This window comes from Bradyrhizobium sp. S3.2.6, from assembly GCF_040546885.1.
In the GTDB taxonomy this organism is placed as follows: Bacteria; Pseudomonadota; Alphaproteobacteria; order Rhizobiales; family Xanthobacteraceae; genus Bradyrhizobium; species Bradyrhizobium cytisi.
The window spans coordinates 136,818-161,629 of the sequence record NZ_JBEPOS010000006.1 but is presented as its reverse complement, the minus strand read 5'-3'; the positions used below and the strand labels follow the sequence as shown (position 1 = coordinate 161,629).

Below are 24,812 nucleotides of genomic sequence, written 5' to 3'. Positions count from 1 at the left end.
CCGAACGTCGGCCGCAAGCGCCGCGAACAGCCGGAGTGAAACGATGATCGAGGAACGGGACATCAGTGTTGCCATGCGCGACGGCACGCGACTTGCCGTCGACGTCTACCGACCGGATGCGGCGGGCAAATACCCGGTGCTCTATGCGTCGGCGTTGCACAACAAGGACATTCAGGGGCCTGACATCGCGGACATCCTGCCGCCGCAACCGGCGCACGCCCCGTTATGGTTCGGGCCCATCGAGGCGGGCGATACGAGACGATTCATTGCCAACGGCTATGTCCACGTCATCGCGCAGCCGCGAGGATCGGCCAAGTCGGAAGGCCATTACGGCCACGAGGATACCGACCATTACGATCTGATCGAGTGGATCACGCAGCAGCCGTGGTCAAACGGCAAGGTCGGAATGGTCGGCATCTCCGGCTATGCCGGCGAGCAGTGGCGCGCGGCCGCGCAAGGGCATCCCGCCCTGAAGGCCATCTTTCCCTACGATGCGTGCAGTGCCTATGGCGGTATGTTCGGCTTTCGCGACTTCAATCCCGGCGGCGTCCTGCACACATTTCCTTATTTGCTCGACGTCTTCAGCACGGTTCATGAGTCACGCGACCGGCCCGCGGAGCTTCCTGCTGCAGAGGAAGCGCTCTGGCGGCAGGCCATGCAGAACCCGGACTACAAGCAGTACATCAATCTCTACAACATCCTCACCCAGAAGGGGCAGCGCACGTTCGTCATGTATCTCATGATGACGCACCCTTGGGAGTTCGACGGCACCGTCGAGCGCGCCGAAGAAACCTTCAGGAAAATCAAGATGCCGTTCTACACCGGCTCGGGAGCCTACGCGTACACCTACAAGCTTCACTGGCTGGGCGCGCAGCATTACTTCCAGAACGTTGACGCGCCGAAGAAGCTGCTGTTCACGGGCCCGGCTCACCTGGAGCGGCCATTCCATCAATACCACGACGAGATCATCCGCTGGTACGACCACTGGCTGAAAGGGCAGGACACCGGCATCATGGACGAACCGCCGGTGCGTTATTGGCTGATGGGCGCCAACGAATGGCGTACCGGAGCGGACTGGCCACTGCCGGAAACGCGGTGGACGAAATTCTATCTTTCGCATTGGGACGGCCTGACCGCAGAGCCGCCGCGGCCCGCTGTGGAGGTTGGTGCCGCGGCGCGCGAGCCCGACGTCTTCACTCAGATGCCCGTCACGCGGACGACGAAGGTCGAGCGGCTGCGCTACATGACGGATCCGTTGCCGCATGACGTCACCGTCGCCGGCCCAATCACGCTCACGTTGTATGCAGCGATCGATCAGGAAGACACCAACTGGATCGTCGTCCTCAAGGACGTCGGCCCCGACGTCTCGGTCCGTACCGCGCGCGAGGGCGAGCGCGATATGCCAACAACCTTGCCCGAACGGGAGTTGACGCGAGGCTGGCTGAAGGCTTCGCACCGGGCGCTCGATGAGAAGCGTTCAAAGCCCTGGGAGCCATTCCACAAGCTCACTCGCGACGCGATCTCACCGGTGACGCCGGACGAGGTGGTCGAGTACCAGATCCAGATCCTGGCGACAGCGAACCAGTTCAAGGCCGGACACCGCATCTGCCTCGACATCACGTCCATGGATGTTCCGACCGGGACCGGCGCGATGACCAATGTCGAGTACATTCCCTATCACGTGTGCAGCAGCAAGACCGTGACGCACAGGATTTATCGGGACGCAGAGCGGCCATCGCATCTGCTGCTGCCCATCATTCCCCAAACAAACAATCAACGTCCGACCTGATCGTCGGCTCAGAGCAGGAGGCATTGCCATGTCGATCCGATTTGAACGCGACGGCGCCGTCGGCAGCATCGTGCTCGCCAACCCGCCATTCAACCGCCTAGACCTGCGTTTTACCGAGGCCCTGCGGGTCGCAGTGCACCAGGCCAGCACCAGCGACATCCGCGTGCTCGTCATCCGTGCGGAGGGACCGCATTTCTCCTTTGGCGGCGAGGTGCGCGAGTGGCCGGGAAAGGACGTCAACTGGTTCAGGACGTTCGTGGCCGAGGTCAACGTCTCCTACCGCACCATTGAAATGCTGAAGATCCCGACGGTCGCAGTGGTCCAGGGCGTCGCGTTCGGCGGCGGCTTTGAACTGGCGCTGGCCTGCGACTTCCTCGTCGCGGCCGAGAGTGCGACACTCCGCTGCGTCGAGGTCACCACGGCCATGCTGCCGATCGCAGGGGCCCTCCAGCGCATCGCGGAGCGCGCCGGCCGCGCGCGCGCCTCGCGGCTTGCCATGCTTGGCGAGCCGATGTCCGGACAGGAGGCGGGACAACTCGGAATCGCCACTCATGTGGTGCCCGAGAACGAGCTCGCAGCAACCGCTGCCGCTCTGACAAAGCAACTCGCCACCGGGCCGACCCGATCCTATGCGGCGACGCGGACGCTTCTGAAGGCATGGTCGAGCGGCGGCGTGGCAGCGGCAGACCTCGTGATGCTCGATGTCGCGATGGAGCTCTATGAAGGCGCCGATGCGCAGCGCGGCTTTGCCAACACGGCAGCGGCCTTCGACAAGGACATCGAGCCGCCGACACTTATCTTCGAAGGAAAGTGAGCCGGCTGCGGCGCGGCGAACGTTCGATAGCTCAGAGATGACCGGGAGGAATTCGTGCCACGCGAAAGCTATGTGCATGGTTACAGCGGTCCGCCCCTGATCGGGAAAACCATTGGCGCGCTTCTGGATGAGGTGAGCGCGACCGATGGCTCCCGCGAAGCGCTGGTTGTCGCTCACCAGAAGATTCGCTGGACCTATTCGGAGCTCAAGTCACGCTCGGATGCGTTCGCGTCGGGCCTGCTCGCCCTTGGCCTCGAGTCGGGAGACCGGGTCGGCATTTGGGCTCCGAATTGTGCGGAATGGACGATCGCGCAGTTTGCGACCGCGAAGGCTGGCCTGATCCTGGTCAATATCAATCCCGCCTATCGCCTGAGCGAACTGGAGCACGTCCTGCGGACTGTAGGATGTCGGGCGCTGATCACGGCGGCACGCTTCAAGACCAGCGACTATATCGCGATGATCCGCGAGCTCGTCCCGGAGCTGGGGGGCGAGCTCGGCGAGCTGAAGAGCGCGCGTCTGCCCGAGTTGCGCCACGTGATCTCGATCGCGGGCAAGCACGACGGCTGCCTTGCGTTCGATTGGATATCGGAGCGGGGACAGCAGATCGGCAACCGGCGGCTCGATGCCGTCGCGGCCGCGGTGCAGATGGACGATGCCGTCAACATCCAGTTCACTAGCGGCACCACCGGCTTGCCGAAGGGCGCGACGCTCTCGCATCACAATCTGATCAACAATGCCTTTTTCGTGGGAGAGGCGACCGGAATCGAGCCTGGATCTCGGGTGTGCATCCCGGTCCCGCTCTATCATTGCTTCGGCATGGTGATGGGTAACCTCGGTTGCGTCACCCATGCGGCCACCATGGTGTATCCATCCGAGTCCTTCGATCCCCTGAAGACCCTGGAGACCGTCGCGGCGGAGCGCTGCGATGTGCTCTACGGGGTCCCCACGATGTTCATCGCCCAACTGAACCACCCCGAATTCAGCCGATTCGATCTAAGCTCACTTCGGCTCGGCATCATGGCAGGAGCTCCGTGTCCCATCGAGGTCATGAAGGAGGTGGCGTCGACCATGCACATGAGCGAGATCACGATCGCCTATGGAATGACCGAGACGAGCCCGGTCAGCTTCCAGAGCAGCCGTGACGATCCGCTCGAATTGCGCGTCTCGACGGTCGGCAGGATCCAGCCGCACCTCGAGGTCAAGATCGTCGATCGCCAGGGGCGGGTCGTCCCGCGCGGCGAAGCCGGCGAGCTTTGCACCAGAGGATATTCGGTGATGCTCGGCTATTGGAACGACGAAGCCCGGACGAAAGAGGCGATCGACCGCGCCGGCTGGATGCACACCGGAGACCTGGCGACCGTCGACGACGACGGCTACTGCCGCATCGTCGGGAGGATCAAGGACATGGTCATCCGCGGCGGCGAGAACATCTATCCGCGGGAGGTCGAGGAGTATCTTTACCAGCACCCCGACATCAGGGATGTCCAGGTCTTCGGCGTGCCGGACGCCAAGTACGGCGAAGAGCTTTGTGCCTGGATCGTCCCAAAGGTGGGCACGGCGCTCGATGAGGACGCTGTCCGGAAATTCTGTCAGGACCGTATCTCGCATTACAAGATTCCGCGCTACATCCGGTTCGTGGAGAGCTTCCCCTCTACCGTAACCGGCAAGGTGCAGAAGTTCGCGATGCGAGAGGCGATGATCGAGGAGTTTGCACGCGCCGAGGACGCTGGCGCATGAGTCTCGGCGAGACGGCATTGAGCCCGCCGGGAATTCCGCGGCCAACGTCAGGAGCGAAAGCCGCCAGGCTGATGTGGAGCCAGCCAACACGTCGCTTGGTGTTCGATTGGGGGCCGTGCTAATCGAAGGCGAAATGGCCAAGCAGACAGCCCGGCGAGAGCGCCCGCGCAAGCGAGCCGAACAGCAGCGCTCGATCGAGACGCGGGCTGCGATCCTCAATGCTGCCATCGCGGAATTCGCCGAGCGCGGGTTCGAAGGCGCGAGCATTCGTGCCATCGCCGATCGATTGGGCCTGCAACATCCCCTGATCACCTATCATTATCGCAGTAAGGATATTCTCTGGCGGGCGGCAGCCGAGCATGCGTTCGCGCAGATTCGGTCCGACTGGGAAGTTTCGGCTCCTGAGGGATCCGAGTTGTCACCGTTGGCGCGGCTGCGACGGGAATACGCCACTCTTTTCCAGTATACTGTCGCGTTTCCGGAATTCCATCGTTTCATGCGCCAGGAGACCTTGACGAACAATCCCCGACTGAAATGGGTGGCTGAAACGGTCCTCGCTCCGCTTCTGGGCCGGCTGCTGCCCCAGATCGTTGAGGCTCAGAAACAGGGCCTTATACCCGCCGTCGATCCCATCCTATTCCACTACATGATGGTCAGTCTGAGCGCGACGCTCTCGGAGTTCGGGCCCGAGATGCAGATCACAAGCGGACTGTCACCCGAGGATCCACAGGTCGTCTCCGCCTATTGGCGTCTCGTGGACGAAACGATCTTCGGAGACGAATAGAAGAAGGAACGAGGAGACAGGCGGTGATCGCCGCCTGTCCCCGTCCGTCAAGGCTGACCGAACAGTCGGCGCGCGTTGTCGCGGTCGATCTTCTTTCGATCGGCTCTACTGATTTCACCCGGCGCTGATCACGTCGTCAGCACCTTGTTTGGAGAACTGCCTTAAAGATGCGGCCAGCCCGGCCCCCGGGGTCATCCGGAACATGGACATCTGGAGCAATTCGACAAGCTTCTGAGTTTTAGGCGGACGATCGGAGGAAATATCGCAGATTTGCGTGGTGTGGTGAAAGGCGGTAGCGGTCTCCCGCTACCAAATTCCATTTAGGATACCGTCTCTTCTTAGATCCAAAGCAAGTCTGACCTTCCGTCGCTGGTGGAGGCGAAGGGGGGCCGGAATTCGGATACGCCGAATCGGATATGTTCCGGGAGCTAGCTAGCTATGGCGATCGATTGGTGGGAGGTATCAAAAACCTTCGCGGGACCGGCGGCAACGGTGATTGCGGCCGCCGTCGCAGTAACCGTTACCTATCGGTTCGGGAAAATCCAAGCAGGCATCGCACAGTCACAAGCAAGAACGGCGGAGGCTGCGAAGGCAATTGCGCAGTCACAGCGCGATATTGCCTTCGATAAACTCAAGCACGATTTGTTTGACAAACGATACGAGATCTACACGACCGCGCGAGCGCTGATCGAGCATGTCAGTGGCGACAAGTTTGACGGAGTACACGACGGAAGGCTTCGCGAAATGCGTCTCAAGCTCGATGAGGCAAAGTTTTTCTTTCCTCCTAGAGAAACGGCGGTTTTCACAACTATTGAAAAAATGACAGTCGATTATCTCGTAGGCGAAGTGGAAAGAAATCACGCTGAAGACGATCAAGTAGAGCGTTTCAAGGCCGCTGACAAAATGACAGACGCTCTGAAGATCCTCGTCGACCTTTATGCCAGACTCCCCGACCTTATGAAGGACGAACTGGGATTCTCGCAGCTTACATCGGAGTAGTACGTAGGATGGGTAGAGCGCTTGCGAAACCCATCACGTTTCATCGTCCATCAAATCCTGATGGGTTTCGCTTCGCAGCCCATGCTACGGGCGATCGAAACCATACAGGGTCACTTGCAAGCTATTTCCAGTTCGTCCGCATCGCGAAGTGACTCATCCTTGTCGCTGGCCTTCAGGCTGACGAACTTCATGTTTACCCGAGGAGGCACAGCAAAATCCACGTCCAGATACGCCGTTCCCAAACGCATAGTGCTCTGGATGCGCTTTGCTGTCGCCGCGCTTGTAATCAGGGCGGAAACCAGCACGCCGCCGCTCGTTGCCTTGGCCGCGATTGCATTCACTTTTTGAACGTCGGGATTGCCGGTTGATTTCAACCGCAATCGGGCCTTCGGCGGCAGACCCCAGGTGATTTTGAATGTGGTCACGTCATAACCCATCTGTTCGAGGATAGGCAGCGCGTCGCCGACCTGCTGCGTGAATGTGTTGAACTCTGTCATGATCCTGCCGGTCGCGTCGGAAAGGTCTGGTAGCGAGAGGTCAGGCATCGACGGAAGGGAGACGGACGGCATTGAAGGCATGGCGGGTATCATGTCACGCGCGGACTTGGTTATTCCGTCGATCCGGCTTGGAGTGGAAGTTTCCTCACACTGCGCGCTGCAAGTTGCGATAGCTAACAACACGAGTATCAATATTGCTCGCATCTCAATTTTCCTTGGCTAAATCGTTTGCAGACACTATAGAAATCTCTACAATTTTAGGAAGCAATGATGTTCGATACAATCACAGAGGGCATCAGAAAGTGGCTCGTTGGCCGGTTTGCTTCGGCTATCAAGCATACGACGCGGGCTGAGGATCGGGCGCTCGCCATCCAATGGCTCAGCGAGTCGCGCGCTATCGTCGCCAGTGATCTCCGACCGGTCGAAAAATTTAAGGAGCTGAACGCGCTGATCAGTTCTCGAACGGCTATTGTTGCGATTGCGAAGAGTGTTTCTGAAGCCGTTTCAAACTACCGGAAATCCGATCTTCCGTTGTCGATGAAGATCGCTCTGCCCGCGACATTGGCTGCCGTCCCGTTGGTCGGCGGACATGCAGCGGGTATCGCAGCGTTCGGTGGTGCGCTCGGAGTCCCGGTGCTGTTGCTGATTTCTCTCGGCACGGCGGGCATCACGTCGATCATCGAAGCTGTCGTCACAAGCCCTGAGGCACGGCCTCATATCGCCGAGATCATAGAGCTCATAATAGAGGACGAGCGGTTGCGCCGCGCTAGCGCGCAAATGAAGGCTGCGATGAAGGAGCAGCCGATGGACCCGACCCGGTTCGCCGTGCCGGTTGAGGAGTTAGCCCTTCGGAAGCATCTGCTCGGCATGGACCCTTTCCAGTTCGAGCGCCACACCATGAGCTTCTTCGATGCGGCGGGTTTGGAAGCTTGGGCGACGCGAAAATCGAACGACTTCGGCGTTGACGGTTTTGCCGTTCATCCTGATGGATTGATCATCGTCCAATGCAAGCGAAACACAGCAGACAACAAGGTTGGTCGGCCGGCTATCCAACAATTCAAGGGCGTGATTGAGGAGCAAAACGCTCTTCGTGGATACGTAGTCACAACCGCCACATTTACCGACGAAGCAATTCAGTCGGCCAGGCTTTCTGAGAAAATCGTGTTGGTGGACATCGACACGCTTATGCGATGGCACGCGGACGCGCCAACGTTCTGAAAACTTCCTAGGCGGTAGTCCAAATTGTCCGCTCGATTGAGCCGCCGGCCTGTTTCGCCACCCCGTCAACCCCTCCCCGCAAAAATATTCCACTTTACCGAAATTCGGAAATAGCGTATGCGTTGCTTATCCCGGCTCATCCTTGAGGGGCGATCTCGTTGTCGTCTTGATTGCGAGCCGGGCTTGCGGTGGACGCGGCAGCGTCGGCATGAGAGGTGCGGGCAGGGCGGGTAGTCCCTGTGAGTCCGCGGCCACGTGCGGACGAGCGGCGCTGTCAGGTTCGTCTCGTCTGTAAGTTTCCGGCTCCGTCGACAGGGCCGGGAAAACTGCGGCGAAATGGCGAGCCGTGCGTACGGCAAAACCGTGTGGTCCTGGCCGTCGTCGCTACGGTCAAGCTTTCGCGGAGGTGTGGAGCGCCCAACCGGGTCAACCGCATCGTCAATTCGCTGGAAGTGAGGGAGGCCAGAACGAACTCGGCTCCCGGGAGAGCACGGCATAAGCCGTCAAACCACTGCGCAGGGAAGGCCGAGTGATTGGCGCCACCTGTATGCTGCTGTGCGGTTTTCCTGCGCTACATTTTCGCGCAGCAGACCGCGGGTGCGAGGTCAGCACCCGGCCTTCCCTGCGCCCTCTTGGCTTAGAGGGTGGAGTGTCCAGGCAAAGCTCGGGCGATTTGCGCCGCGAGGACGCAAAAGTGCGTCCCGCGGGTTGCAATGCGTGTCAGAGGACTGCGATCCCTTCCACCAGAAGTCATTTTTAGAACGACGTTTCATTATCAGAAAGAAAGTGGCGACGTAAGGAATAACGAAGCTCTATCGTCGCGAGCTTCACGCATCTTGCGGCACGGCTGCGCCGGCGGTCTGTCGCCGTGCCGGCAGGAAAAACCCGGCAATCGCGCCGGCCAGCGACAGCGTTGCGGCAAGGCTCATCGCCGCGGCAAATCCGCGCTCGAAATGCGCGGCCGAGTAGGCCCCGCCATGGGCCGAGAAGTTCGCCACCAGCGCGGCGATGCCGAACATGCCGCCGAGGAAGCGGCCCATGTTGAAGATGCCGGACGCCTTGCCCATTTCAGCCACCGCGACCGAGCTCAGGATGGCGTTCTGCGCGGCCGGCATCGCCATCGAGACGCCGACGCCGGCCAGCACCAGCGGCGCGACCAGAGCGGAGTAGGCAACTGCGGGGCTCACGATCTCCGCGATCCAGCCAAGGCCGATCGCCTGCATCAGCAATCCCGTCACCACCAGCGGCCGCTCGCCGAACCTGTTGACGACCGCGCCGGCCACCGGGGCGGTAACGAACAGCGTCGCTGTCCAGGGGAGCAGGCGAAGTCCGGCACCGAAGGCGTCGAAGCCCAGCGTGGTCTGCAGGAACTGCGGCAGCAGGAACAAGACGCCATACATCGCGGCGTAGAACAGGACGCTTGCGGACATGCCGGAGGCAAGCGCGCGCGATGCAAACAGCCGCATCGGCACCATCGGCGCGGCCGCGCGCAATTCCCGGAGCACGAAGCCGGCGGTGAACACCAAGCCTGACATCAGCGTACCCATGACCTCGGCGCTCGTCCACCCCACAGCATTGCCGCGCAACAGGCTCCACACCCACGCCAGCGCTGCGAGGGCGACGAGCGCCAGTCCTGGGATGTCCAACGCGGCAGTAGGTCCGAAGCTTTCGCGCAACCGTGCCAGCACCAGGGCGATCGCGATCAGGCCGATCGGCAGGTTGATCCAGAACACCCAGCGCCAGCCGAAATGTTCGGTGATGAAGCCGCCGATGGCGGGGCCGATGATCAGCGCGCAGCCGGTGATGCTGCTGAAAATGCCGAGCGCGCGGGCGCGCTCCTCGCGGCCGAACGTGCCGCTCAGGATCGCCATCGCCAGCGGCATCACCAGCGCGGCGCCGGCGCCCTGGAGTGCGCGGGCGGCGATCAGCGCGGTCGCATTGCCTGCCAGCGCACAGGCCGCCGATGCAACGACGAACAGGGCGATCCCGGCGGCGAACATGCGGCGGCGACCGAAGCGGTCGCCGAGCGCGGCGCCGGTCAGGAGCAGCACGGCGAAGCTCAGATTGAAGGCGTTGACAGTCCATTGCAGCGTCTCGACCGGGCTGCCGAATTCGGCGCGAATGGCCGCGAATGCCGTCGTGATGATCATGGCGTCCAGCGCCATCATGAAGGATGCCAGCGCGGTGATGCCAAGCACCCAGTTTTGCGCGGCGCGATTGGTCGGGGTCTGCATCGCCCTGTCTCCGTGTGTCGCGCCGCCCTTTCGCGGCGCGTTCTGCGGGCTAGACGAGGCCGGAGTGGCAAAGGATGCGCCCGTAAATAATTTCTCCTGGGGCCGCATCCTTCGCCGGCCGGCAAACGTCTTAGGGGGACGCGGCCATTTACGCGACCTTGATCCGGAGGAGCGCAGCACCGGTTTTCCGACAAGGGTCATGCTAGAATGGAAAGATGGAGCGCGATGAGCGAGCCAGGTCGCGACATCAGCAAGGAGCGCGCGATGAGAAGGACGTTGATCAGGTACAAGGCCAAGCCGGAGCTGGCCGACAGGAACGCCGAGCTGGTTGCGGCCGTATTTGCGGAGTTGAAGGCGGCCGGGCCCGACGGCGTGCGCTATCTGACGCTGCGGCTGGAGGACGACACCTTCATCCATTTTGTCGAGGCCGCGGCCGAGGACGGCTCGAGCCCGATCCCGAAGCTCAAGGCGTTTCAGACGTTCCAGGACGGGATCCGCGACCGCTGCGCGGAGCCGCCGCTGGTTCGTGATGTGAGGATCGTCGGCAACTACCGTATGCTGGACGAGTCCTGACAGGCGAGGCGGAGGAGCAATGGCGTCAGACCCGCTGACTACCATCGATATCGAGGCCCTGCTGGCGCGGATGCGACCGAAACTGCATCGCTACTGCGCCCGCATGGTCGGCTCGGTCATCGATGGTGAGGATGTGCTGCAGGATGCGCTGATCAAGGCGATGGAGGCGCTGCGATCGGTCACGCCCGTCGTCAACACTGAGGGCTGGCTGTTCCGCGTCGCGCACAACACCGCGCTGGATTTCCTGCGTCGCCGCAACCGGCAGGAGGCGCTGCATTCGGCTGAGGAGGTGGAGATGATTGCCGACCAGCTCGATGATGTGGAAAGCCGCCAGATCGCCGCGACCGGCCTGCGCACCTTCATGCGACTGCCGGTGGCGCAACGGTCCAGCGTGATCCTGATGGACGTGCTCGGCTGCTCACTGGCTGAGGTCTGCGACATCATGGATTTCAGCCTGCCGGCGGTGAAGGCCGCGCTGCATCGCGGACGCACGCAACTGCGTGAGTTCGCCGGAGAGCCCGACGATGTGCCGCAGCCGGGCCTGTCGGACGCCGATCGGACGCGGCTCAACGCCTATGTTGGCCATTTCAATGCCCGCGACTTCGACGCGATCCGCGCCATGATCGCAGACGACGTCAGGCTCGAACTCGTCAACCGCACCAGGCTGAAAGGCAAGGCCGAGGTGTCGAACTATTTCGGCAATTACTCGAAGGTCAGCGACTGGCACCTGGTGACGGGGCAGGTCGAGGGACGTCCCGCGATCCTGGTGTTCGATCCGAATGAACCGGGCGGGCGGGCGAAATATTTCATGCTCCTCGACTGGTCCGCCGGCAAGCTCGCCACCATCAGGGATTTTCGTCACGCAGCCTATGTTGTCGATGGTGCGGAGTGCGTGGTGGATAGAGGTCTCGACGAACGCTCTTCGGGATAAGTCGAGCGGATCGACCTGCCCCTCTCAAGGCTGAAACAGGGGTTCGATTCCCCGATCGCTTCGCTCGCAATGACGAGTGGGGAGAGTTCATTGCCTCCGCCGGCTCATGCTGCCGCAGCCGAAACCGCGCTGCCGCATTCGAACTGACGCGCGTTGCGCGCGAGCCCCTCACAACATCATCAAGAGACCGATCGGACGCCCGCCGCGAAGAACGCGCCAACTCCGCTTGCAATGTTTAGTAAATGGTGGTTCACTAAACAAATCGAGCCTGCCGGGCCTCTAGAATCCGGGTGGCGCGAGGAAACGCTAGTTTAGTTATTCAGCTCGTCACGGACTGTGTCGCTCTGCTCGAAGCATTCGGGCGGACAGGAAAGCCGCGCCACGTCGATGGCCGGCCCACTCGGAGGGAACGTGCAATGCAACGGACAATGAAGACGCTTGTTGTGGCATGCGGGGCTGTTGCCGCCGCATTCGGCGTCGGAGCGGGCACCACGCCCGCGCAGGCGCAAGGCAAGACCATCACGCTGTGCTGGGCCGCATGGGACCCCGCCAACGCGCTGGTCGAACTGTCGAAGGACTTCACCGCGAAGTCGGGCATCGGCATGAAGTTCGAGTTCGTGCCGTGGACCAATTATGCCGATCGCTTCCTGAACGAGCTCAATTCGCACGGCTCGTTGTGCGATCTCATCATCGGCGATTCACAATGGATCGGCGGCGCTGCGGAGAACGGCCAGTACGTCAAGCTCAACGATTTCTTCAAGAAGGAAGGAATCAGCATGGACGACTACATGCCGGCCACGGTGATCGGCTATTCCGAATGGCCGAAGAACACGCCGAACTACTGGGCGCTGCCGGCGATGGGCGATGCGGTGGGCTGGACCTATCGCAAGGACTGGTTCGCGCGGCCGGACGTGCAGAAGGACTTCAAGGCCAAATACGGCCGCGACATCGGCGTGCCGAAGACGCTCGATGAGCTCCGCGACATCGCGCAATTCTTCCAGGGCCGCGACATCGACGGCAAGAAGGTCTATGGCGCCTCGATCTATACCGAGCGTGGCTCCGAAGGCATCACCATGGGGGTCTCGAACTACCTCTACGACTACGGCTTCAAATACGACGATCCGAAGAAGCCCTATGCGATGGACGGGTTGGTGAACTCGGCCAGCGCGGTGAAGGGGCTCGAGGCCTACAAGGAGCTCTACAAGTGCTGCACGCCCCCCGGCGCCTCCAACTCCTATATGTCGGAGGGGCTTGACGCCTTCAAGTCCGGCCAGGTCGCGCTGCAGATGAACTTCTTCGCATTCTTCCCGGGCCTCCACAAGGACCCGAATGTCGGCGGCGACAAGATCGGCTTCTTCGTCAATCCGGCCGGTCCCGCCGCGCAGGCAACCCAGCTCGGCGGCCAGGGCATCTCGGTGGTTTCCTACTCCAAGAACCAGCCCGAGGCGCTGCAATACATCAAGTGGTTCTCCGGCGGGGATGTGCAGAAGAAGTGGTGGGCGCTGGGCGGCTATTCCTGCGCCAAGTCCGTGCTGAACGATCCGAGCTTCCCGACCAGCGCGCCGTTCGCCAAGGAGTTCCTGCAGTCGATGGGAATGGTCGTCGACTTCTGGGCCGAGCCCTCCTATGCGCAACTCCTGCAAGCCGAGCAGAAGCGCGTGCATGACTACGTGGTGGCGGACAAGGGCACCGCGCAGGAAGCGCTCGACGGTCTGGTGAAGGACTGGAAGGCCATCTTCAAGGAAGAAGGCAAGAAGTTCTAGGGCAACCGCCTGGAGCGCACGCGAGCGCGCTCCAGGCTCTCTTCGGCCACGTCGGCAGCTGTCGCATAGCTGATGGTCCCGGCGCGAGGATCGACCAAAGCCATGAACGATTTGAGCGCTTCGTCGCAGATCACCTATCGGGCCGTTCCGGTCCGGCCAGCCGTGGCGCGTCGTATCCGGGGCCTGTCGGACCAGGCGCTCGCCTGGCTCTTCATCACGCCGACAATCGTGCTGCTGCTGGCGATCAATATCTTCCCGCTGGTGTGGACGATCTATCTCTCGTTCACCAACTACCGCGCCAATCGGGCGAACGCGCCGACGATATGGCTGGGCACCGACTGGTACCAGTCGATCCTGACCGATCCGGATATCTGGGCGGCGATGCAGGTGACGGCGCATTTCGTGATCTGGACCGTGCTCATCGAGACCGTGCTCGGATTTGGTCTTGCCCTCCTCATCGACAAGAAATTCCGCGGCCATGGCATGTGGACCACGATCATTCTGCTGCCGATGATGCTCTCGCCGGCCGTCGTCGGCAATTTCTGGACCTTTCTCTATCAGCCGCAGATCGGACTGTTCAATTACGTCGTCGCCTTCTTCACGGGACGCGCGGCCTCGTCGTTCCAGATGCTGGGCGACGTCACGCTGAGCCCCTGGGCCATCGTCATCGTCGATGCCTGGATGTGGACGCCCTATGTGATGCTGATTTGCCTCGCAGGCCTGCGCTCAATCCCTGATTACATCTATGAGGCGGCGGAGGTCGACCGCGCGTCGAATTGGCGGCAGTTCTGGTCGATTACGCTGCCGATGGCGCTGCCGTTCATCATGCTCGCGGTGCTCTTTCGCGGTATCGAGAACTTCAAGATGTTCGACATGGTCAACTTGCTGACCGGCGGTGGGCCGGGCTCGACCACGGAAGTTGCCTCGATCACGCTTAAGCGGGCAGCCTTTGAGAGTTGGCGAACCGGTTATTCTTCTGCCTTCGCAATTATTCTGTTCGTGACGGTGTTCGGCCTCGCCAACATCTACGTCAAGGCGCTGAACCGGGTGAAAAACCGATGAGTGTCGCAAATGCAGCCCATTCAGTCGTCGAACCATCGGCCGGCACGCGCCGCTTCGCCGGCCTGTTCGTCATACTCTATGCCATCATCACGATGATTCCGCTGGTATGGATCGTGCTCACCTCGTTCAAGTCGCCCGACGATGCGATCTCCTATCCTCCAAAGATACTGTTCAAGCCGTCGCTCGAAGGCTACTGTAATCTATTCACAACCCGCTCGCGCCAGACGCCGGAATTCATCCAGACGCTGGGCCAGCCGCACGGGCTTTGCGACAGCATCGCCCGCAGCCGCAATATGGTTGTGGCCGGGCCGTCGAACTATGTCCCGCGTTTCGTCAATTCGCTGATCATCGCGTTCGGTTCGACGATGCTCGCCGTCGCATTAGGCACATTATCAGCCTATGGGTTCTCGCGGTTCCGCGTGCCGCTGAAGGACGACCTGCTGTTTTTCATTCTGTCGACGAGGATGATGCCGCCGATCGCGGTCGCGATCCCGATCTACCTGATGTACCGCACCGTCGGACTGTCGGATACCCGGCTCGGGATGATCCTGCTCTACACGTCCGTCAACGTTTCGCTCGCCGTCTGGCTTCTGAAGGGCTTCATCGACGAAATCCCGCGGGAATACGAGGAGGCAGCGATGATCGACGGCTACACGCGGTTTCAGGCCTTCGTGAAAGTAGTGCTGCCGCAGGCGACAACAGGAATCGCAGCGACCGCCATCTTCTGCCTGATTTTTGCGTGGAACGAATACGCCTTTGCGGTACTTCTGACCTCCGGCAACGCGCAGACGGCGCCGCCTTTCATTCCGATCATCATCGGCGAGGGCGGGCAGGACTGGCCAGCAGTAGCCGCCGGTACGACGCTCTTCCTGGTGCCCATCGTCGTGTTCACGGTGCTGTTGCGCAAGCATCTTCTGCGCGGCATCACCTTTGGAGCCGTCCGCAAATGAGCCTCGATGCGAACACATCCACGCTCCGACGCGGCCTCGCAAACAGGATTCTGCGACGCGGTCCGCTGGAGGCTATCGCGACGACGATCATCGCCGCGGGCGTCGTCATGCTGATGCAGCCATTTTTCCTCACGCTCTATTCTTGGTCGTTCGCGACTGCGCTGTTCGGGACGGTGATGTTCACCATCGTCTCGAAGGTCAGGGAGTAAGGCGCGATGGCACAGATCAGGGTCGAAGCGCTCGACAAATCCTTCGGGACGTTTCATGCGGTCAAGGCCGCGAGCTTCACGGTGGAAGACGGCCAGTTCCTCTGCCTGCTCGGGCCTTCCGGCTGCGGCAAGACGACGACGCTCCGCATGATCGCAGGGCTGGAATTGCCGACGTCAGGCACCATCCGGCTCGATGGCGAGGACGTGACGATGAATCGCGCCTCGGCGCGCGATATCGCCTTCGTGTTCCAGCTGTTTGCGCTCTATCCGCACATGAATGTCCGGCGCAATATCGGCTTTCCCCTGAAATGCGAGGGCATCGGAGCGGCGGAGCACGATCGGCGGGTGGTGGAGGCCGCGCGTATTTTGCGTATCTCCCATCTCCTCGACCGGTCGGTGTCGGGCCTCGCCGGCGGCGACCGGCAGCGCGTCGCACTTGGGCGAGCCATCGTCCGCCAGCCAAAATGCTTCCTGATGGACGAGCCGCTCGGTGCGCTCGATACCGAAATGCGCGAGGCGATGATTCATGAATTGCGCGGGCTGCATGACCGGCTGGGCGCGACGACCGTGTATGTCACGCATGATCAGCTCGAGGCGATGGCGATGGCCGACATGATCGCGGTGATGAATAATGGCATCGTCGAGCAGGTCGCGAGCCCGCGCGACATCTACGACCGGCCTGCTTCGCTCTTCGTCGCAGACTTCATCGGTTCACCGCCTATGAATTTCCTGCCGTTCCGCGGTCGACTTGAAGTCGGCGCGCAGGCGATCTGGCTCGGCGAGCGCGAAGTTGCAATTCCTGCTGCACGCGAGGCGCTGGTGGAAAGCGACCTCGTCCTCGGGGTCCGGCCGGAGCATGTGCGGTTCACCGATCGCGGCATGGTGCGGGGTGAGGTTTATGGGTCGGAATATCTCGGCACGACGCAGATCGTGACCGTTACGACGCGTTACGGCGCGCTCAAGGCCCGTTCGCCCAGCAGCATATGCTTTCGGACTGGGGAAAGTGTCGGGTTGGACTTCCGGCCGGATACGCTCTCGGTCTTCGACAAGGCGTCGGGCCGGGCCATCCGCACTGCGTTGTATGAAGGAGGTGCGCATGGCTGAAGTTGAGATCAGGGCGGTCTCCAAGGCGTTCCGCCGGACGCACGCCGTCGTCGACCTGTCGCTCTCGGTTGGAGACGGCGAATTCGTTGCGTTGCTGGGGCCGACGGGTGCCGGCAAGACGACGGCGCTGCGACTTGTCGCCGGACTGGAGACGCCAGACAGCGGTTCGATCCGGATCGGTGGACGTGATGTGACCGGCGATGCGCCGGCCGATCGCGACGTCGCCTTCGTCTTCCAGCAATATTCCTTGTATCCGCATCTTAGCGTGTTCGAGAACATGGCCTTCGCGTTACGCGCGCCGATCCGCCGCGTACCCGAGGCCGAGATTCGCGCGAAGGTGCAGGAGGTCGCGCGTCTTCTCCACATCGAAACCAAGCTGCACAACAAGGCGACGCAGTTGTCGGGCGGGCAGATGCAGCGCGTCGCGATCGGCCGGGCCTTGGTGCGCTCGCCCTCGATCTATCTGATGGACGAGCCACTCTCCTCGCTGGACGCCAAGCTGCGCGGCGAAATGCGCCTCGAACTCAAGCGCATCCAGACCGATCTCGGCGCCACGATCCTCTATGTCACCCATGATCAGACGGAAGCGATGACCATGGCTTCGCGCATCGGCGTAATCGAGGCGGGCCGGCTGATGCAGATCGGTACGCCGCGCGAGATTTACGAGAATCCGATCAACGCCCATGTCGCCGCGCGGCTTGGCCAGCCGATGATCAACCTGCTGCCGGCGGCTCTATTTGCCGGCATTCCGCCCGGCGCCAAGACCATTGGCGCGCGCACCGAGCACCTGATGATCGCACGCAGCGGCGGAGACGTGTCGGCAACCGTCACGCGAGTCGAACATCTCGGCGACCAGAGCCATCTCCATCTCGACCTCGGCGGCCGGCCGGTCGTGACGTTGGCCGACCCCGAGGCGAGGTTGGGCCCGGGAGACATGGTGTCGCTCCGACTCAACAAGCCGCTGTTATTCGATGCGGCCGGCGGGAGGGTGGCGGCATGAGTCTCGATCGGGCTGCCAGGGAAAAGCTGGTGCGGGCGTTAGCGGAATCCGTGATCCAGCACGCCGACGAATTGACCAGCCTCGATCAGGCGATCGGCGACGGCGATCACGGGCTGAACATGAAGCGCGGCTTCGAGGCCGTGCTCGCGACACTGCCCGGCCTTGCTGACAAATCGCTACCGGAAATGCTGAAGGCGATCGGAATGACGTTGGTCATGAAGGTCGGCGGCGCTTCCGGGCCGCTGGTTGGCACTTTCTTCATGGAACTAGGTAAGGCGCTTCCGGAGCAGTCGATCCGAGCGGATCTCGTCGCGGCGACGGCGAAGGCGATTGATGCCGTCAAAGCGCGCGGGCGCTCGGAGGCGGGGCAGAAAACCTTGCTGGATGTGCTGGTGCCGGTGCAGGTCGTGTTGGCCGGGGGCGGCGATGCCAAGGCGATAGCTGCGGAAGCGGCGCAAGCGGCCGATCGCACCACGCCCATGCTTGCGATCCGCGGCCGTGCGTCCTTTCTCGGCGAACGTTCTATCGGTCATATGGACCCTGGTTCGCGTTCGGCGTCCCTTTTGATCGGCGCGGCAGTCAAGGTGCTGGAATTCGAGGCAAGTTCATGAACAGTTCAAATTCCGGCAATGTCGGGATCGTTATCGTTTCACATTCGCCCAAGATCGCGGAAGGCGCGGCGGATATGGTGCGCCAGATGGTAGGCAGCGCCGTGCCGCTTGCCTGGACAGGCGGCGACATCGATGGAGGGCTCGGCACGAATGTTGCCGGAATCCTCGAGGCGATCGAGGCGGCGTGGTCGCCCGCAGGCGTGGCGGTGCTGGTTGATCTCGGCGGCGCGGAGACAAATTCCGAGATGGCCGTAGAAATGCTGCCTGAAGATCGACGGGCGCGCGTCGTCGTCTGCAATGCCCCGGTGGTCGAGGGAGCTGTGATCGCGGCAACCGAGTCTTCGGGTGGCTCGCCGCTTGCCGCCGTCAAGCGTAGCGCGGAGGAATTCTATGCATGATGCTCACGCCAGCCGGCCGAGCGAAACGCCGGTGCCGCTGACAGCCTCGGCGGTTCTCGTCAACAAAGTCGGACTTCACGCGCGGCCGTCGGTCAAGCTCACGCAGTGCGCGAAGGGCTTTGCCGCGAAGATCGAGCTTGCCCTCGCGGTGGACGGGCCCTGGACGGACGCAAAGAGCCCGGTGAAGGTGATGCGCGTGAAGGCGCCGCAGGGCGCAACGCTGCATTTCCGCGTTACCGGGCCCGATGGCAAGGCAGCGCTCGCTGCCGTACTGGCGCTTGTGCATGATGGTTTCGGCGAGGCCTGATCGCGGTGGCAGAGATTCATCTCATCGGCCGTACTGCCTCGCCGGGCCTCGCGATCGGACCGGTCACCATGCTGACTGCGGCTGTGGCCAGGCGAACGGCGAGCGACGATCCCGCGCAGGAGGCCGCGGCACTGCGGGCTGCGATTGAAGGCGCGAGGGCGGAGATCGCCGAGCAGATCAAGACGATTCAGGGCGAGGTGGCCGACATTCTGGAATTCCAGGTCGCCATGCTCGAGGATGACGCGCTGGCGGATCCTGCATATGGGGTCATCTCGGAGGGGATCACTGCCGACCACGCCTGGCGCTTGGCACTCGATGTGGAGATAGCTGGCTATCGCGCTGCTGAAGATGAATATTTCCGTGCCCGGGCGGCTGATATCGTCGACATCCGCGACCGCGTGCTCGCGCATCTGAGCGGCGTGGATACGGTCGCCAGGATTACCAGCGGCTCGATCGTAGCGGCTGACGACATCACGCCTTCCGCTTTTCTTGCCGCTGACTGGTCGCACGGCGGCGCCATCGCGCTGGCTGCGGGCTCACCTTCCTCGCATGTTGCGATGTTGGCGCGGGCGCGCGGGGCGCCCATGGTCGTTGGGCTCGGGCCACTGTCGTGGAACGGACAGCCACCGGCGTTGGCGCTCGTCGACGGCGATGCCGGCACCGTGATCTTCGATCCTGAGCCGGAAACGCGCCGCCTGTTCGAGCACCGCATGGCGGTTGCGAATGCTGCGCAAGCCGCCGTCGATGCCGGCCGCCTCGACTCGGCACGCACGGCCGACGGCCAGCGGATCGCGGTCCTTCTCAATATCGCCGCGCCCGAAGACCTCGCTGGCCTCGATCCTGCAATCTGCGACGGCATCGGCCTCGTGCGTACGGAATTTCTGTTCGAGGCGTCTCAAGGCCTGCCGGACGAGGATGCGCAATATGCAGTCTATCGGCGCATTCTCGACTGGGCCGAGGGAAGACCGGTGACGATCCGCACCCTCGATGCCGGCGGCGACAAGCCGATCGCCGGCTTGACGATCGATAGCGAGCGCAATCCGTTCCTCGGCCTGCGCGGCATCCGTCTCTCGCTCGCGCGGCCGGACGTGTTTCGGGTGCAACTGCGGGCACTGTGCCGTGCGGCTGTGCACGGGGCGCTGAAGGTGATGCTGCCGATGATCGCGGTCCCTTCGGAGCTCGACCGTGCCAGTGCCCTGCTGGATGCGGAGTTCACGGCGCTCAGGGCGGAAGGGATCGCCTGCGCCCGACCGCCGCTCGGCATCATGGTCGAGGTCCCGGCGGCGGCGCTCCGCGCCGAGGCTTTCGGCGCGGCGTTCTATTCCATCGGCTCGAACGACCTGACCCAGTACACGATGGCGGCGGCGCGCGACATCGGTGCCGTCGCGGACCTCAACGATACCGGCAATCCGGCGGTGCTGGCGCTGATCTCCCGGACTGTCGAGGCCGGACGAAAGCGTGGCGTGGAGGTCTCGCTCTGCGGTGACGCCGCGGCCGATACGCGCCTGACCACGGCGCTGATCGCCACCGGCTTGACAACTCTCTCGGTGTCGCCGATTGCCGTCGCGCGGCTCAAGGCCGCAATCGCAAAGGTGCGTTCATGACGGATGAAGCAGGCGAGGATACCCGCGCGCCTGGTGACAGCAATGTGGCGGATTACAAGGCCATCCTGCGACGGGTGCTCGACAATCGGCCCTCGGGGACGCGGCTGAAGCTGGCGGCGGCGCTGGGCAAGAATCGCTCCTTCGTGACCCAGATCACCAATCCGGCGTATCTGGTGCCGATTCCGGTGAAGCATGTCGCGATCATCTTCGAAGTGTGCCATCTGTCCGGCGCCGAGCGCGCGGCATTCCTCCAAGCCTATGGACGCGCGCATCCCGGCCGGCTGCGTGCACCCCACCGCGAAGCGCACACCCGCACCGTCTCGGTGACCGTACCCGACCTCGGTGACGACAAGAAGAACCGCGCGCTCGAACAGCTGATCGTGGATTTCGCTGCGCAACTCGCGCGCTATGCCGAAAGTGTGGGTTGAGCCATTGATTTGAACTTCAGACGAGATGGGGAGGACGTTCATGAAAAAGCTGATCAACAGCACCGATACGATACTCGAAGAAAGTCTGGACGGTTTCGCGGCAGCCCATGCGGGTATCCTGCTTCTTGGTGCCGAGCGAAAATTCGTCCGGCGCCGCACGTTGAAGCCAGGCAAGGTCGCGCTGATTTCGGGCGGCGGCTCGGGACATGAGCCGCTGCATGCGGGCTTTGTCGGCCTCGGCATGCTCGATGCCGCTTGCCCCGGTCAAGTCTTCACCTCGCCGACACCGGACCAGATGATCGAGGCCGCGGAGGCCGTCGACACGGGCGCAGGCGTGCTCTTCATCGTCAAGAACTACGAAGGTGATGTGATGAATTTCACCATGGCAGCCGAGATGGCCGGGCGGGAAGTTGCGAGCGTGGTGACCAACGACGACGTGGCGGTGGAGAAATCGACCTATACGACCGGTCGTCGCGGCGTCGCGGGGACATTGATCGTGGAAAAAATGGTCGGCGCTGCGGCCGAGACCGGAATGCCGCTTGCCGCTCTCGCGGCGCTCGGCGAAGAGGTCAACCGGCGCACCCGCTCGATGGGGGTGGCGCTGTTGCCATGCACCGTGCCGGCGGCAGGGCGGCCAAACTTCGCATTGGCCGACAATGAAATGGAAATGGGCGTCGGCATTCATGGCGAGCCCGGCCGGCGCAGGGTGCCGTTGGCGTCCGCCGATGCAATCGCCGCCGAGCTGCTCGATGCGATCCTGAAGGATCTTGCGCCCGGCAAGGGGAGTGAAGTGCTGCTTCTCGTCAACGGGTTTGGTGCGACGCCTCTGATCGAACTCTATCTGATGGTCAATGCCGCAAAGCGGATTCTGGACAGCGCGGGGGTGGCAGTGGCGCGCTTCCTGACCGGTTCCTACGTCACATCCCTCGACATGGCCGGTGTTTCGATCACCGTATCTGTGCTCGATAGCAAGTCGACGAAATTATGGGATGCCCCGGTGCTGACCGCAGCTCTGCGGTGGGGCGTCTGATCTCAGCTCGCGGCTTGGTTTTGACCGCAAACAATGACTTATCGACTCCGCTCCCGCGAAACTGAGCCTCGTCGTTCCCACCAAGAGAAAATCCATCGAGAGTTCAATGCAGCTCTCGCGGCTCCGGTCAGCCGGCTCTCATTGTTCTGCCGTCGTCCCCTATTCGCCAGTCCGTTGCCAGGAACAGCTGACGCTGGCCGTTGTCGACAACGAGCGCGAGCTGCTCACCACCGACACGGCCTTCTATGTGCCCGATGACGCCGACGGCCGGTTGACGCTGCGCACGACAACGTATCGATGCGGGCCAATGACGGACGGGTCCACGCCTGCGGCGCGCTGTGGACCGGACCATGAGACGCCAGGCCGAAAGGGCATGGGCGCGATCTATCATTTCCACCGCGGCGAGCTGAAACGGCTCTATGCTAAGGTGACCATGCCAAACGCGATCTGCTTTTCGCCCGCCGGTGGCACCGCTTATGTCAGCGACACAAGGACGGCGCTGCTGCGGCGCGTCGCGATCGATCCCTTGACCGCGCTGCCGACCGGCGAGCCGCAGACGCTCTGCTATCACCGCGGCCAGACCCGCGGCCTAGACGGTCAGGGCCGCCGATCCGCTTCACGGCCAAACATTCGTGCTCGAGGTCGGCGCCACCAGACGCCCCGAGCCACGCATCAGGCTAGCCCGAGCACTAAACCCGAACTTCGGATATAGATCACGATTTTGGTTGTTCACCAGTTTTCCCCCATCTAGGATCGCGCGCACAACAAGCGCGAGCCCTGAAGCCTCGCACGATGAGGGAGAAAACGATGAACCGCATTCGTGCGTTACTGCCGGCGGTGTGTGCGCTGGCGCTGCAACTGTTCCTGCCTGTGATTTCCGGTCAGGCACAGGGCATTCCGCAGAACATTCCCCGCAAGGAACTGCTGATCCTGGAGAACCCGGAAGGCACCATCAAGAACGCCGGCTGGTTCAACATCTGGGCGATCAACGCCGGCGCGCAATCCAACGGCTTGCAGCAGGCCGCGCTCGATACGCTGTGGTACATCGATCCGGAAAGCGGCATCAACGGCGTCTGGGAGAACGCGCTCGCCGCCGACAAGCCGCAATACAATGCCGATTTCACCGAAATGACGGTGAAGCTGAGCAAGGGCATCTTCTGGAGCGACGGCGTCGAATTTACTGCAGAGGACGTGCTGGCGACGGTGATGCTGCAGATCAAGAATCCGGGGATGCGCTACAGCGCGGTGATGGCCAGCAACGTCGCCTCGGTCGAGGCGCCGGATCCGTATACGGTGGTGTTCAAGCTCAAGAAACCGAATTCGCGCTTCCACGCCAACTTCACGGTGCGCTGGGGTGCGGTCTGGATCCTGCCCAAGCACGTGTTCGAGAAGGTGCCGGATCCGGCCAAGTTCGACTTCAACAAGCCGATTTCGCTTGGCGCCTATGTGCTGCACAGCTTTGACCCCGACGGCAAATGGTACATCTGGCAATTGCGTGACGACTGGCAGCGCACCACGCTGGGGCGCTTCGGCAAGCCCGGTCCGAAATATCTTGCCTATGTCGATCCCGGCCCGCCCGACAAGCGCGTGATCGCGCAGCTCAACCACGAGCTCGACGTCATCCATGACATCGCCCCGGAAGGGATGTTCGCCCTCGCCAAGCAAAGCAAGACCACCCGCGCCTGGTTCAAGGGGTTCCCCTACGGCCATCCGGATCCGACGCTGCCGGCGGTGATTTTCAATGACCAGAACGAGCTGTTCAAAAACCGCGACGTCCGCTGGGCGCTGGCGCTGCTGATCGACATCAAGGCGGTGTCGATGGCGTCCTATCGCGGCGCCGCCACCATCTCGGCGATCGGCGTGCCGCCGACCGGGACGCATCCGGCCACCTACCATCAGCCGATGGAGGAATGGCTGAAGAGCTTCGAGATCGATACCGGCAAGCGCACGATCAAGCCCTACGATCCGACCATCGGCAAGCAGATCGCCGACATGCTGCGGCCCTCGATGGGCGAGCAGATCCCGTCGGATCCGAAGGAGATCGCCCGCGCCTTCGGCATGGGCTGGTGGAAGACAGATCCGCAGGCCGCCGCCGAACTCCTCGAGAAGGCCGGCTTCACCAAGCGCGGCGGCGCCTGGTCGACGCCGGACGGCAAGCCGTTCACGGTGCGCGTCATGGTCGAAGGCGATCTGCGGCCGGTGATGACCCGCGCCGGCACCATGATCGTGCAGCAGTGGAAGCAGGCCGGCATCGATGCCAAGATCGACGTTGCGCAAGGCACGCTGCCGACCCGCCGAGCCGCCGGCGATTTCGACAGCTTCATCGGCTGGAGTGTCGAGACCTGGGGCGGCCATCAGGACCTGTCGTATTTCCTCGACAGCTGGCACTCGCAGTTCGTTGCCGAGCCCGGCAAGTCGCAGCCGCAGCGCAACTGGCAGCGCTGGTCCAACCCCGAGCTCGACAAGATCATCGAACAGACCCGCAGCGTCGGCTTCGACGATCCGAAGTCGATCGAGCTCGGGAAGGATTACGTCAAGCTCGCGGTCAAGGAGATGCCGACCATTCCGCTGATGGCCTACAATGTGTTCACGGCAATGGACCAGACCTACTGGACCGGCTACCCGACCGCGGAAGATCCCTACACCGATCCGGTGCCGAACTGGGGCAACTCCCGCTACATGTTCGTGAAGCTGAAGCCGGCGCATTAATCCGGCAGCGCCGTTTTCTTATCCCTCCTCGCAAGGGGAGGGATCGCAAGCCGCTCACCGC

Annotated in this window: 25 protein-coding genes; 23 read left to right on the top strand and 2 right to left on the bottom strand. The window is 62.4% G+C overall.

The genetic code is table 11. From position 1 onward, the window contains the following. Positions 1–43: 43 nt before the first annotated feature. The 5 genes from ABID58_RS14675 to ABID58_RS14655 all read left to right on the top strand — a co-directional run bounded on the left by ABID58_RS14675 (position 44) and on the right by ABID58_RS14655 (position 6,123). Positions 44–1,789, top strand: a complete 1,746-nt coding sequence (locus ABID58_RS14675) for a CocE/NonD family hydrolase (RefSeq protein ID WP_354033151.1) — start codon at positions 44–46, stop codon at positions 1,787–1,789. Between the two features lie 28 nt (positions 1,790–1,817). Continuing rightward, positions 1,818–2,603, top strand: coding sequence for an enoyl-CoA hydratase/isomerase family protein (locus tag ABID58_RS14670; protein ID WP_148750839.1), 786 nt, complete (start codon positions 1,818–1,820; stop codon positions 2,601–2,603). A gap of 54 nt (positions 2,604–2,657) precedes the next feature. Then, on the top strand, positions 2,658–4,340 hold the full coding sequence (locus tag ABID58_RS14665) for an AMP-binding protein (RefSeq protein ID WP_148750840.1): 1,683 nt from the start codon (positions 2,658–2,660) through the stop codon (positions 4,338–4,340). A 133-nt stretch (positions 4,341–4,473) separates the two neighbouring features. Next, positions 4,474–5,124, top strand: a complete 651-nt coding sequence (locus ABID58_RS14660) for a TetR/AcrR family transcriptional regulator (protein ID WP_148750841.1) — start codon at positions 4,474–4,476, stop codon at positions 5,122–5,124. Between the two features lie 438 nt (positions 5,125–5,562). Beyond that, entirely contained in the window at positions 5,563–6,123 is a 561-nt protein-coding gene (locus tag ABID58_RS14655; protein WP_354033150.1) for a hypothetical protein, read from the top strand. Positions 6,124–6,233: 110 nt separating this feature from the next. Here the strand turns inward: ABID58_RS14655 and ABID58_RS14650 are convergent, their stop codons facing one another. Next, complete coding sequence (locus tag ABID58_RS14650) at positions 6,234–6,620, bottom strand: hypothetical protein (protein ID WP_354033149.1); 387 nt, start codon at positions 6,618–6,620, stop codon at positions 6,234–6,236. Here ABID58_RS14650 and ABID58_RS14645 point away from each other — a divergent pair. Further along, a complete protein-coding gene (locus ABID58_RS14645) occupies positions 6,619–6,843 on the top strand; it encodes a hypothetical protein (protein WP_354033148.1) in 225 nt (74 codons plus the stop codon). The two genes, ABID58_RS14650 and ABID58_RS14645, sit on opposite strands and share 2 nt — an antisense overlap. Positions 6,844–6,887: 44 nt before the next feature. Continuing rightward, positions 6,888–7,838, top strand: coding sequence for a restriction endonuclease (locus ABID58_RS14640; RefSeq protein WP_354033147.1), 951 nt, complete (start codon positions 6,888–6,890; stop codon positions 7,836–7,838). A gap of 827 nt (positions 7,839–8,665) precedes the next feature. Here the strand turns inward: ABID58_RS14640 and ABID58_RS14635 are convergent. Continuing rightward, positions 8,666–10,072, bottom strand: a complete 1,407-nt coding sequence (locus ABID58_RS14635) for an MFS transporter (protein WP_354033146.1) — start codon at positions 10,070–10,072, stop codon at positions 8,666–8,668. A 264-nt stretch (positions 10,073–10,336) separates the two neighbouring features. On the opposite strand from ABID58_RS14635, the gene ABID58_RS14630 reads away from it, so the two are divergent. The 16 genes from ABID58_RS14630 to ABID58_RS14555 all read left to right on the top strand — a co-directional run bounded on the left by ABID58_RS14630 (position 10,337) and on the right by ABID58_RS14555 (position 24,751). Continuing rightward, on the top strand, positions 10,337–10,645 hold the full coding sequence (locus tag ABID58_RS14630; RefSeq protein ID WP_354033145.1) for a hypothetical protein: 309 nt from the start codon (positions 10,337–10,339) through the stop codon (positions 10,643–10,645). Between the two features lie 19 nt (positions 10,646–10,664). Continuing rightward, entirely contained in the window at positions 10,665–11,576 is a 912-nt protein-coding gene (locus tag ABID58_RS14625; protein WP_148750845.1) for an RNA polymerase sigma factor, read from the top strand. Positions 11,577–11,992: 416 nt separating this feature from the next. Then, positions 11,993–13,339: an ABC transporter substrate-binding protein gene (locus tag ABID58_RS14620; protein WP_148750846.1), complete on the top strand. Its 1,347-nt coding sequence runs from the start codon at positions 11,993–11,995 to the stop codon at positions 13,337–13,339. A 102-nt stretch (positions 13,340–13,441) separates the two neighbouring features. After that, positions 13,442–14,401 carry a carbohydrate ABC transporter permease gene (locus ABID58_RS14615; RefSeq protein WP_354033144.1) on the top strand — a complete coding sequence of 320 codons (960 nt, stop codon included), beginning with the start codon at positions 13,442–13,444 and terminating at the stop codon, positions 14,399–14,401. After that, entirely contained in the window at positions 14,398–15,351 is a 954-nt protein-coding gene (locus ABID58_RS14610) for a carbohydrate ABC transporter permease (RefSeq protein WP_354033143.1), read from the top strand. The genes ABID58_RS14615 and ABID58_RS14610 overlap by 4 nt, the downstream gene beginning before the upstream one ends. Beyond that, positions 15,348–15,560 carry a hypothetical protein gene (locus ABID58_RS14605; protein WP_354033142.1) on the top strand — a complete coding sequence of 71 codons (213 nt, stop codon included), beginning with the start codon at positions 15,348–15,350 and terminating at the stop codon, positions 15,558–15,560. The genes ABID58_RS14610 and ABID58_RS14605 overlap by 4 nt, the downstream gene beginning before the upstream one ends. Before the next feature lie 6 nt (positions 15,561–15,566). After that, positions 15,567–16,664 carry an ABC transporter ATP-binding protein gene (locus ABID58_RS14600; RefSeq protein ID WP_354033141.1) on the top strand — a complete coding sequence of 366 codons (1,098 nt, stop codon included), beginning with the start codon at positions 15,567–15,569 and terminating at the stop codon, positions 16,662–16,664. Beyond that, positions 16,657–17,664, top strand: coding sequence for an ABC transporter ATP-binding protein (locus ABID58_RS14595; protein ID WP_354033140.1), 1,008 nt, complete (start codon positions 16,657–16,659; stop codon positions 17,662–17,664). Before ABID58_RS14600 ends, ABID58_RS14595 begins: the two co-directional genes overlap by 8 nt. Continuing rightward, positions 17,661–18,275, top strand: coding sequence for a dihydroxyacetone kinase subunit DhaL (gene dhaL, locus ABID58_RS14590; protein ID WP_148750852.1), 615 nt, complete (start codon positions 17,661–17,663; stop codon positions 18,273–18,275). Before ABID58_RS14595 ends, dhaL begins: the two co-directional genes overlap by 4 nt. Then, positions 18,272–18,673, top strand: a complete 402-nt coding sequence (gene dhaM, locus ABID58_RS14585; protein WP_148750853.1) for a dihydroxyacetone kinase phosphoryl donor subunit DhaM — start codon at positions 18,272–18,274, stop codon at positions 18,671–18,673. Before dhaL ends, dhaM begins: the two co-directional genes overlap by 4 nt. After that, a complete protein-coding gene (locus ABID58_RS14580; RefSeq protein WP_148750854.1) occupies positions 18,666–18,980 on the top strand; it encodes an HPr family phosphocarrier protein in 315 nt (104 codons plus the stop codon). Before dhaM ends, ABID58_RS14580 begins: the two co-directional genes overlap by 8 nt. Positions 18,981–18,985: 5 nt before the next feature. Then, positions 18,986–20,584 (top strand): phosphoenolpyruvate--protein phosphotransferase, encoded by a 1,599-nt coding sequence (gene ptsP, locus ABID58_RS14575; RefSeq protein ID WP_354033139.1) that lies wholly within the window; start codon positions 18,986–18,988, stop codon positions 20,582–20,584. Further along, positions 20,581–21,012 carry a hypothetical protein gene (locus ABID58_RS14570; RefSeq protein WP_354033138.1) on the top strand — a complete coding sequence of 144 codons (432 nt, stop codon included), beginning with the start codon at positions 20,581–20,583 and terminating at the stop codon, positions 21,010–21,012. Before ptsP ends, ABID58_RS14570 begins: the two co-directional genes overlap by 4 nt. Before the next feature lie 40 nt (positions 21,013–21,052). Next, positions 21,053–22,042, top strand: a complete 990-nt coding sequence (gene dhaK, locus ABID58_RS14565; protein WP_354033137.1) for a dihydroxyacetone kinase subunit DhaK — start codon at positions 21,053–21,055, stop codon at positions 22,040–22,042. A 106-nt stretch (positions 22,043–22,148) separates the two neighbouring features. Further along, complete coding sequence (locus ABID58_RS14560) at positions 22,149–22,754, top strand: SMP-30/gluconolactonase/LRE family protein (RefSeq protein WP_354033136.1); 606 nt, start codon at positions 22,149–22,151, stop codon at positions 22,752–22,754. A gap of 95 nt (positions 22,755–22,849) precedes the next feature. Next, positions 22,850–24,751, top strand: coding sequence for an ABC transporter substrate-binding protein (locus ABID58_RS14555; RefSeq protein ID WP_354033135.1), 1,902 nt, complete (start codon positions 22,850–22,852; stop codon positions 24,749–24,751). Positions 24,752–24,812: the final 61 nt, after the last annotated feature.

What these genes read in the sequence shown, in the direction of transcription:
- ABID58_RS14675 (WP_354033151.1), top strand. Translation starts at nt 44, where the DNA reads ATGATCGAGGAACGGGACATCAGTGTTGCCATGCGCGACGGCACGCGA.
- ABID58_RS14670 (WP_148750839.1), top strand. Translation starts at nt 1,818, where the DNA reads ATGTCGATCCGATTTGAACGCGACGGCGCCGTCGGCAGCATCGTGCTC.
- ABID58_RS14660 (WP_148750841.1), top strand. Translation starts at nt 4,474, where the DNA reads ATGGCCAAGCAGACAGCCCGGCGAGAGCGCCCGCGCAAGCGAGCCGAA.
- ABID58_RS14655 (WP_354033150.1), top strand. Translation starts at nt 5,563, where the DNA reads ATGGCGATCGATTGGTGGGAGGTATCAAAAACCTTCGCGGGACCGGCG.
- ABID58_RS14645 (WP_354033148.1), top strand. Translation starts at nt 6,619, where the DNA reads ATGATCCTGCCGGTCGCGTCGGAAAGGTCTGGTAGCGAGAGGTCAGGC.
- ABID58_RS14650 (WP_354033149.1), bottom strand. Translation starts at nt 6,620, where the DNA reads ATGACAGAGTTCAACACATTCACGCAGCAGGTCGGCGACGCGCTGCCT.
- ABID58_RS14640 (WP_354033147.1), top strand. Translation starts at nt 6,888, where the DNA reads ATGATGTTCGATACAATCACAGAGGGCATCAGAAAGTGGCTCGTTGGC.
- ABID58_RS14635 (WP_354033146.1), bottom strand. Translation starts at nt 10,072, where the DNA reads ATGCAGACCCCGACCAATCGCGCCGCGCAAAACTGGGTGCTTGGCATC.
- ABID58_RS14630 (WP_354033145.1), top strand. Translation starts at nt 10,337, where the DNA reads ATGAGAAGGACGTTGATCAGGTACAAGGCCAAGCCGGAGCTGGCCGAC.
- ABID58_RS14625 (WP_148750845.1), top strand. Translation starts at nt 10,665, where the DNA reads ATGGCGTCAGACCCGCTGACTACCATCGATATCGAGGCCCTGCTGGCG.
- ABID58_RS14620 (WP_148750846.1), top strand. Translation starts at nt 11,993, where the DNA reads ATGCAACGGACAATGAAGACGCTTGTTGTGGCATGCGGGGCTGTTGCC.
- ABID58_RS14615 (WP_354033144.1), top strand. Translation starts at nt 13,442, where the DNA reads ATGAACGATTTGAGCGCTTCGTCGCAGATCACCTATCGGGCCGTTCCG.
- ABID58_RS14610 (WP_354033143.1), top strand. Translation starts at nt 14,398, where the DNA reads ATGAGTGTCGCAAATGCAGCCCATTCAGTCGTCGAACCATCGGCCGGC.
- ABID58_RS14605 (WP_354033142.1), top strand. Translation starts at nt 15,348, where the DNA reads ATGAGCCTCGATGCGAACACATCCACGCTCCGACGCGGCCTCGCAAAC.
- ABID58_RS14600 (WP_354033141.1), top strand. Translation starts at nt 15,567, where the DNA reads ATGGCACAGATCAGGGTCGAAGCGCTCGACAAATCCTTCGGGACGTTT.
- ABID58_RS14595 (WP_354033140.1), top strand. Translation starts at nt 16,657, where the DNA reads ATGGCTGAAGTTGAGATCAGGGCGGTCTCCAAGGCGTTCCGCCGGACG.
- dhaL (WP_148750852.1), top strand. Translation starts at nt 17,661, where the DNA reads ATGAGTCTCGATCGGGCTGCCAGGGAAAAGCTGGTGCGGGCGTTAGCG.
- dhaM (WP_148750853.1), top strand. Translation starts at nt 18,272, where the DNA reads ATGAACAGTTCAAATTCCGGCAATGTCGGGATCGTTATCGTTTCACAT.
- ABID58_RS14580 (WP_148750854.1), top strand. Translation starts at nt 18,666, where the DNA reads ATGCATGATGCTCACGCCAGCCGGCCGAGCGAAACGCCGGTGCCGCTG.
- ABID58_RS14570 (WP_354033138.1), top strand. Translation starts at nt 20,581, where the DNA reads ATGACGGATGAAGCAGGCGAGGATACCCGCGCGCCTGGTGACAGCAAT.
- dhaK (WP_354033137.1), top strand. Translation starts at nt 21,053, where the DNA reads ATGAAAAAGCTGATCAACAGCACCGATACGATACTCGAAGAAAGTCTG.
- ABID58_RS14560 (WP_354033136.1), top strand. Translation starts at nt 22,149, where the DNA reads ATGCAGCTCTCGCGGCTCCGGTCAGCCGGCTCTCATTGTTCTGCCGTC.
- ABID58_RS14555 (WP_354033135.1), top strand. Translation starts at nt 22,850, where the DNA reads ATGAACCGCATTCGTGCGTTACTGCCGGCGGTGTGTGCGCTGGCGCTG.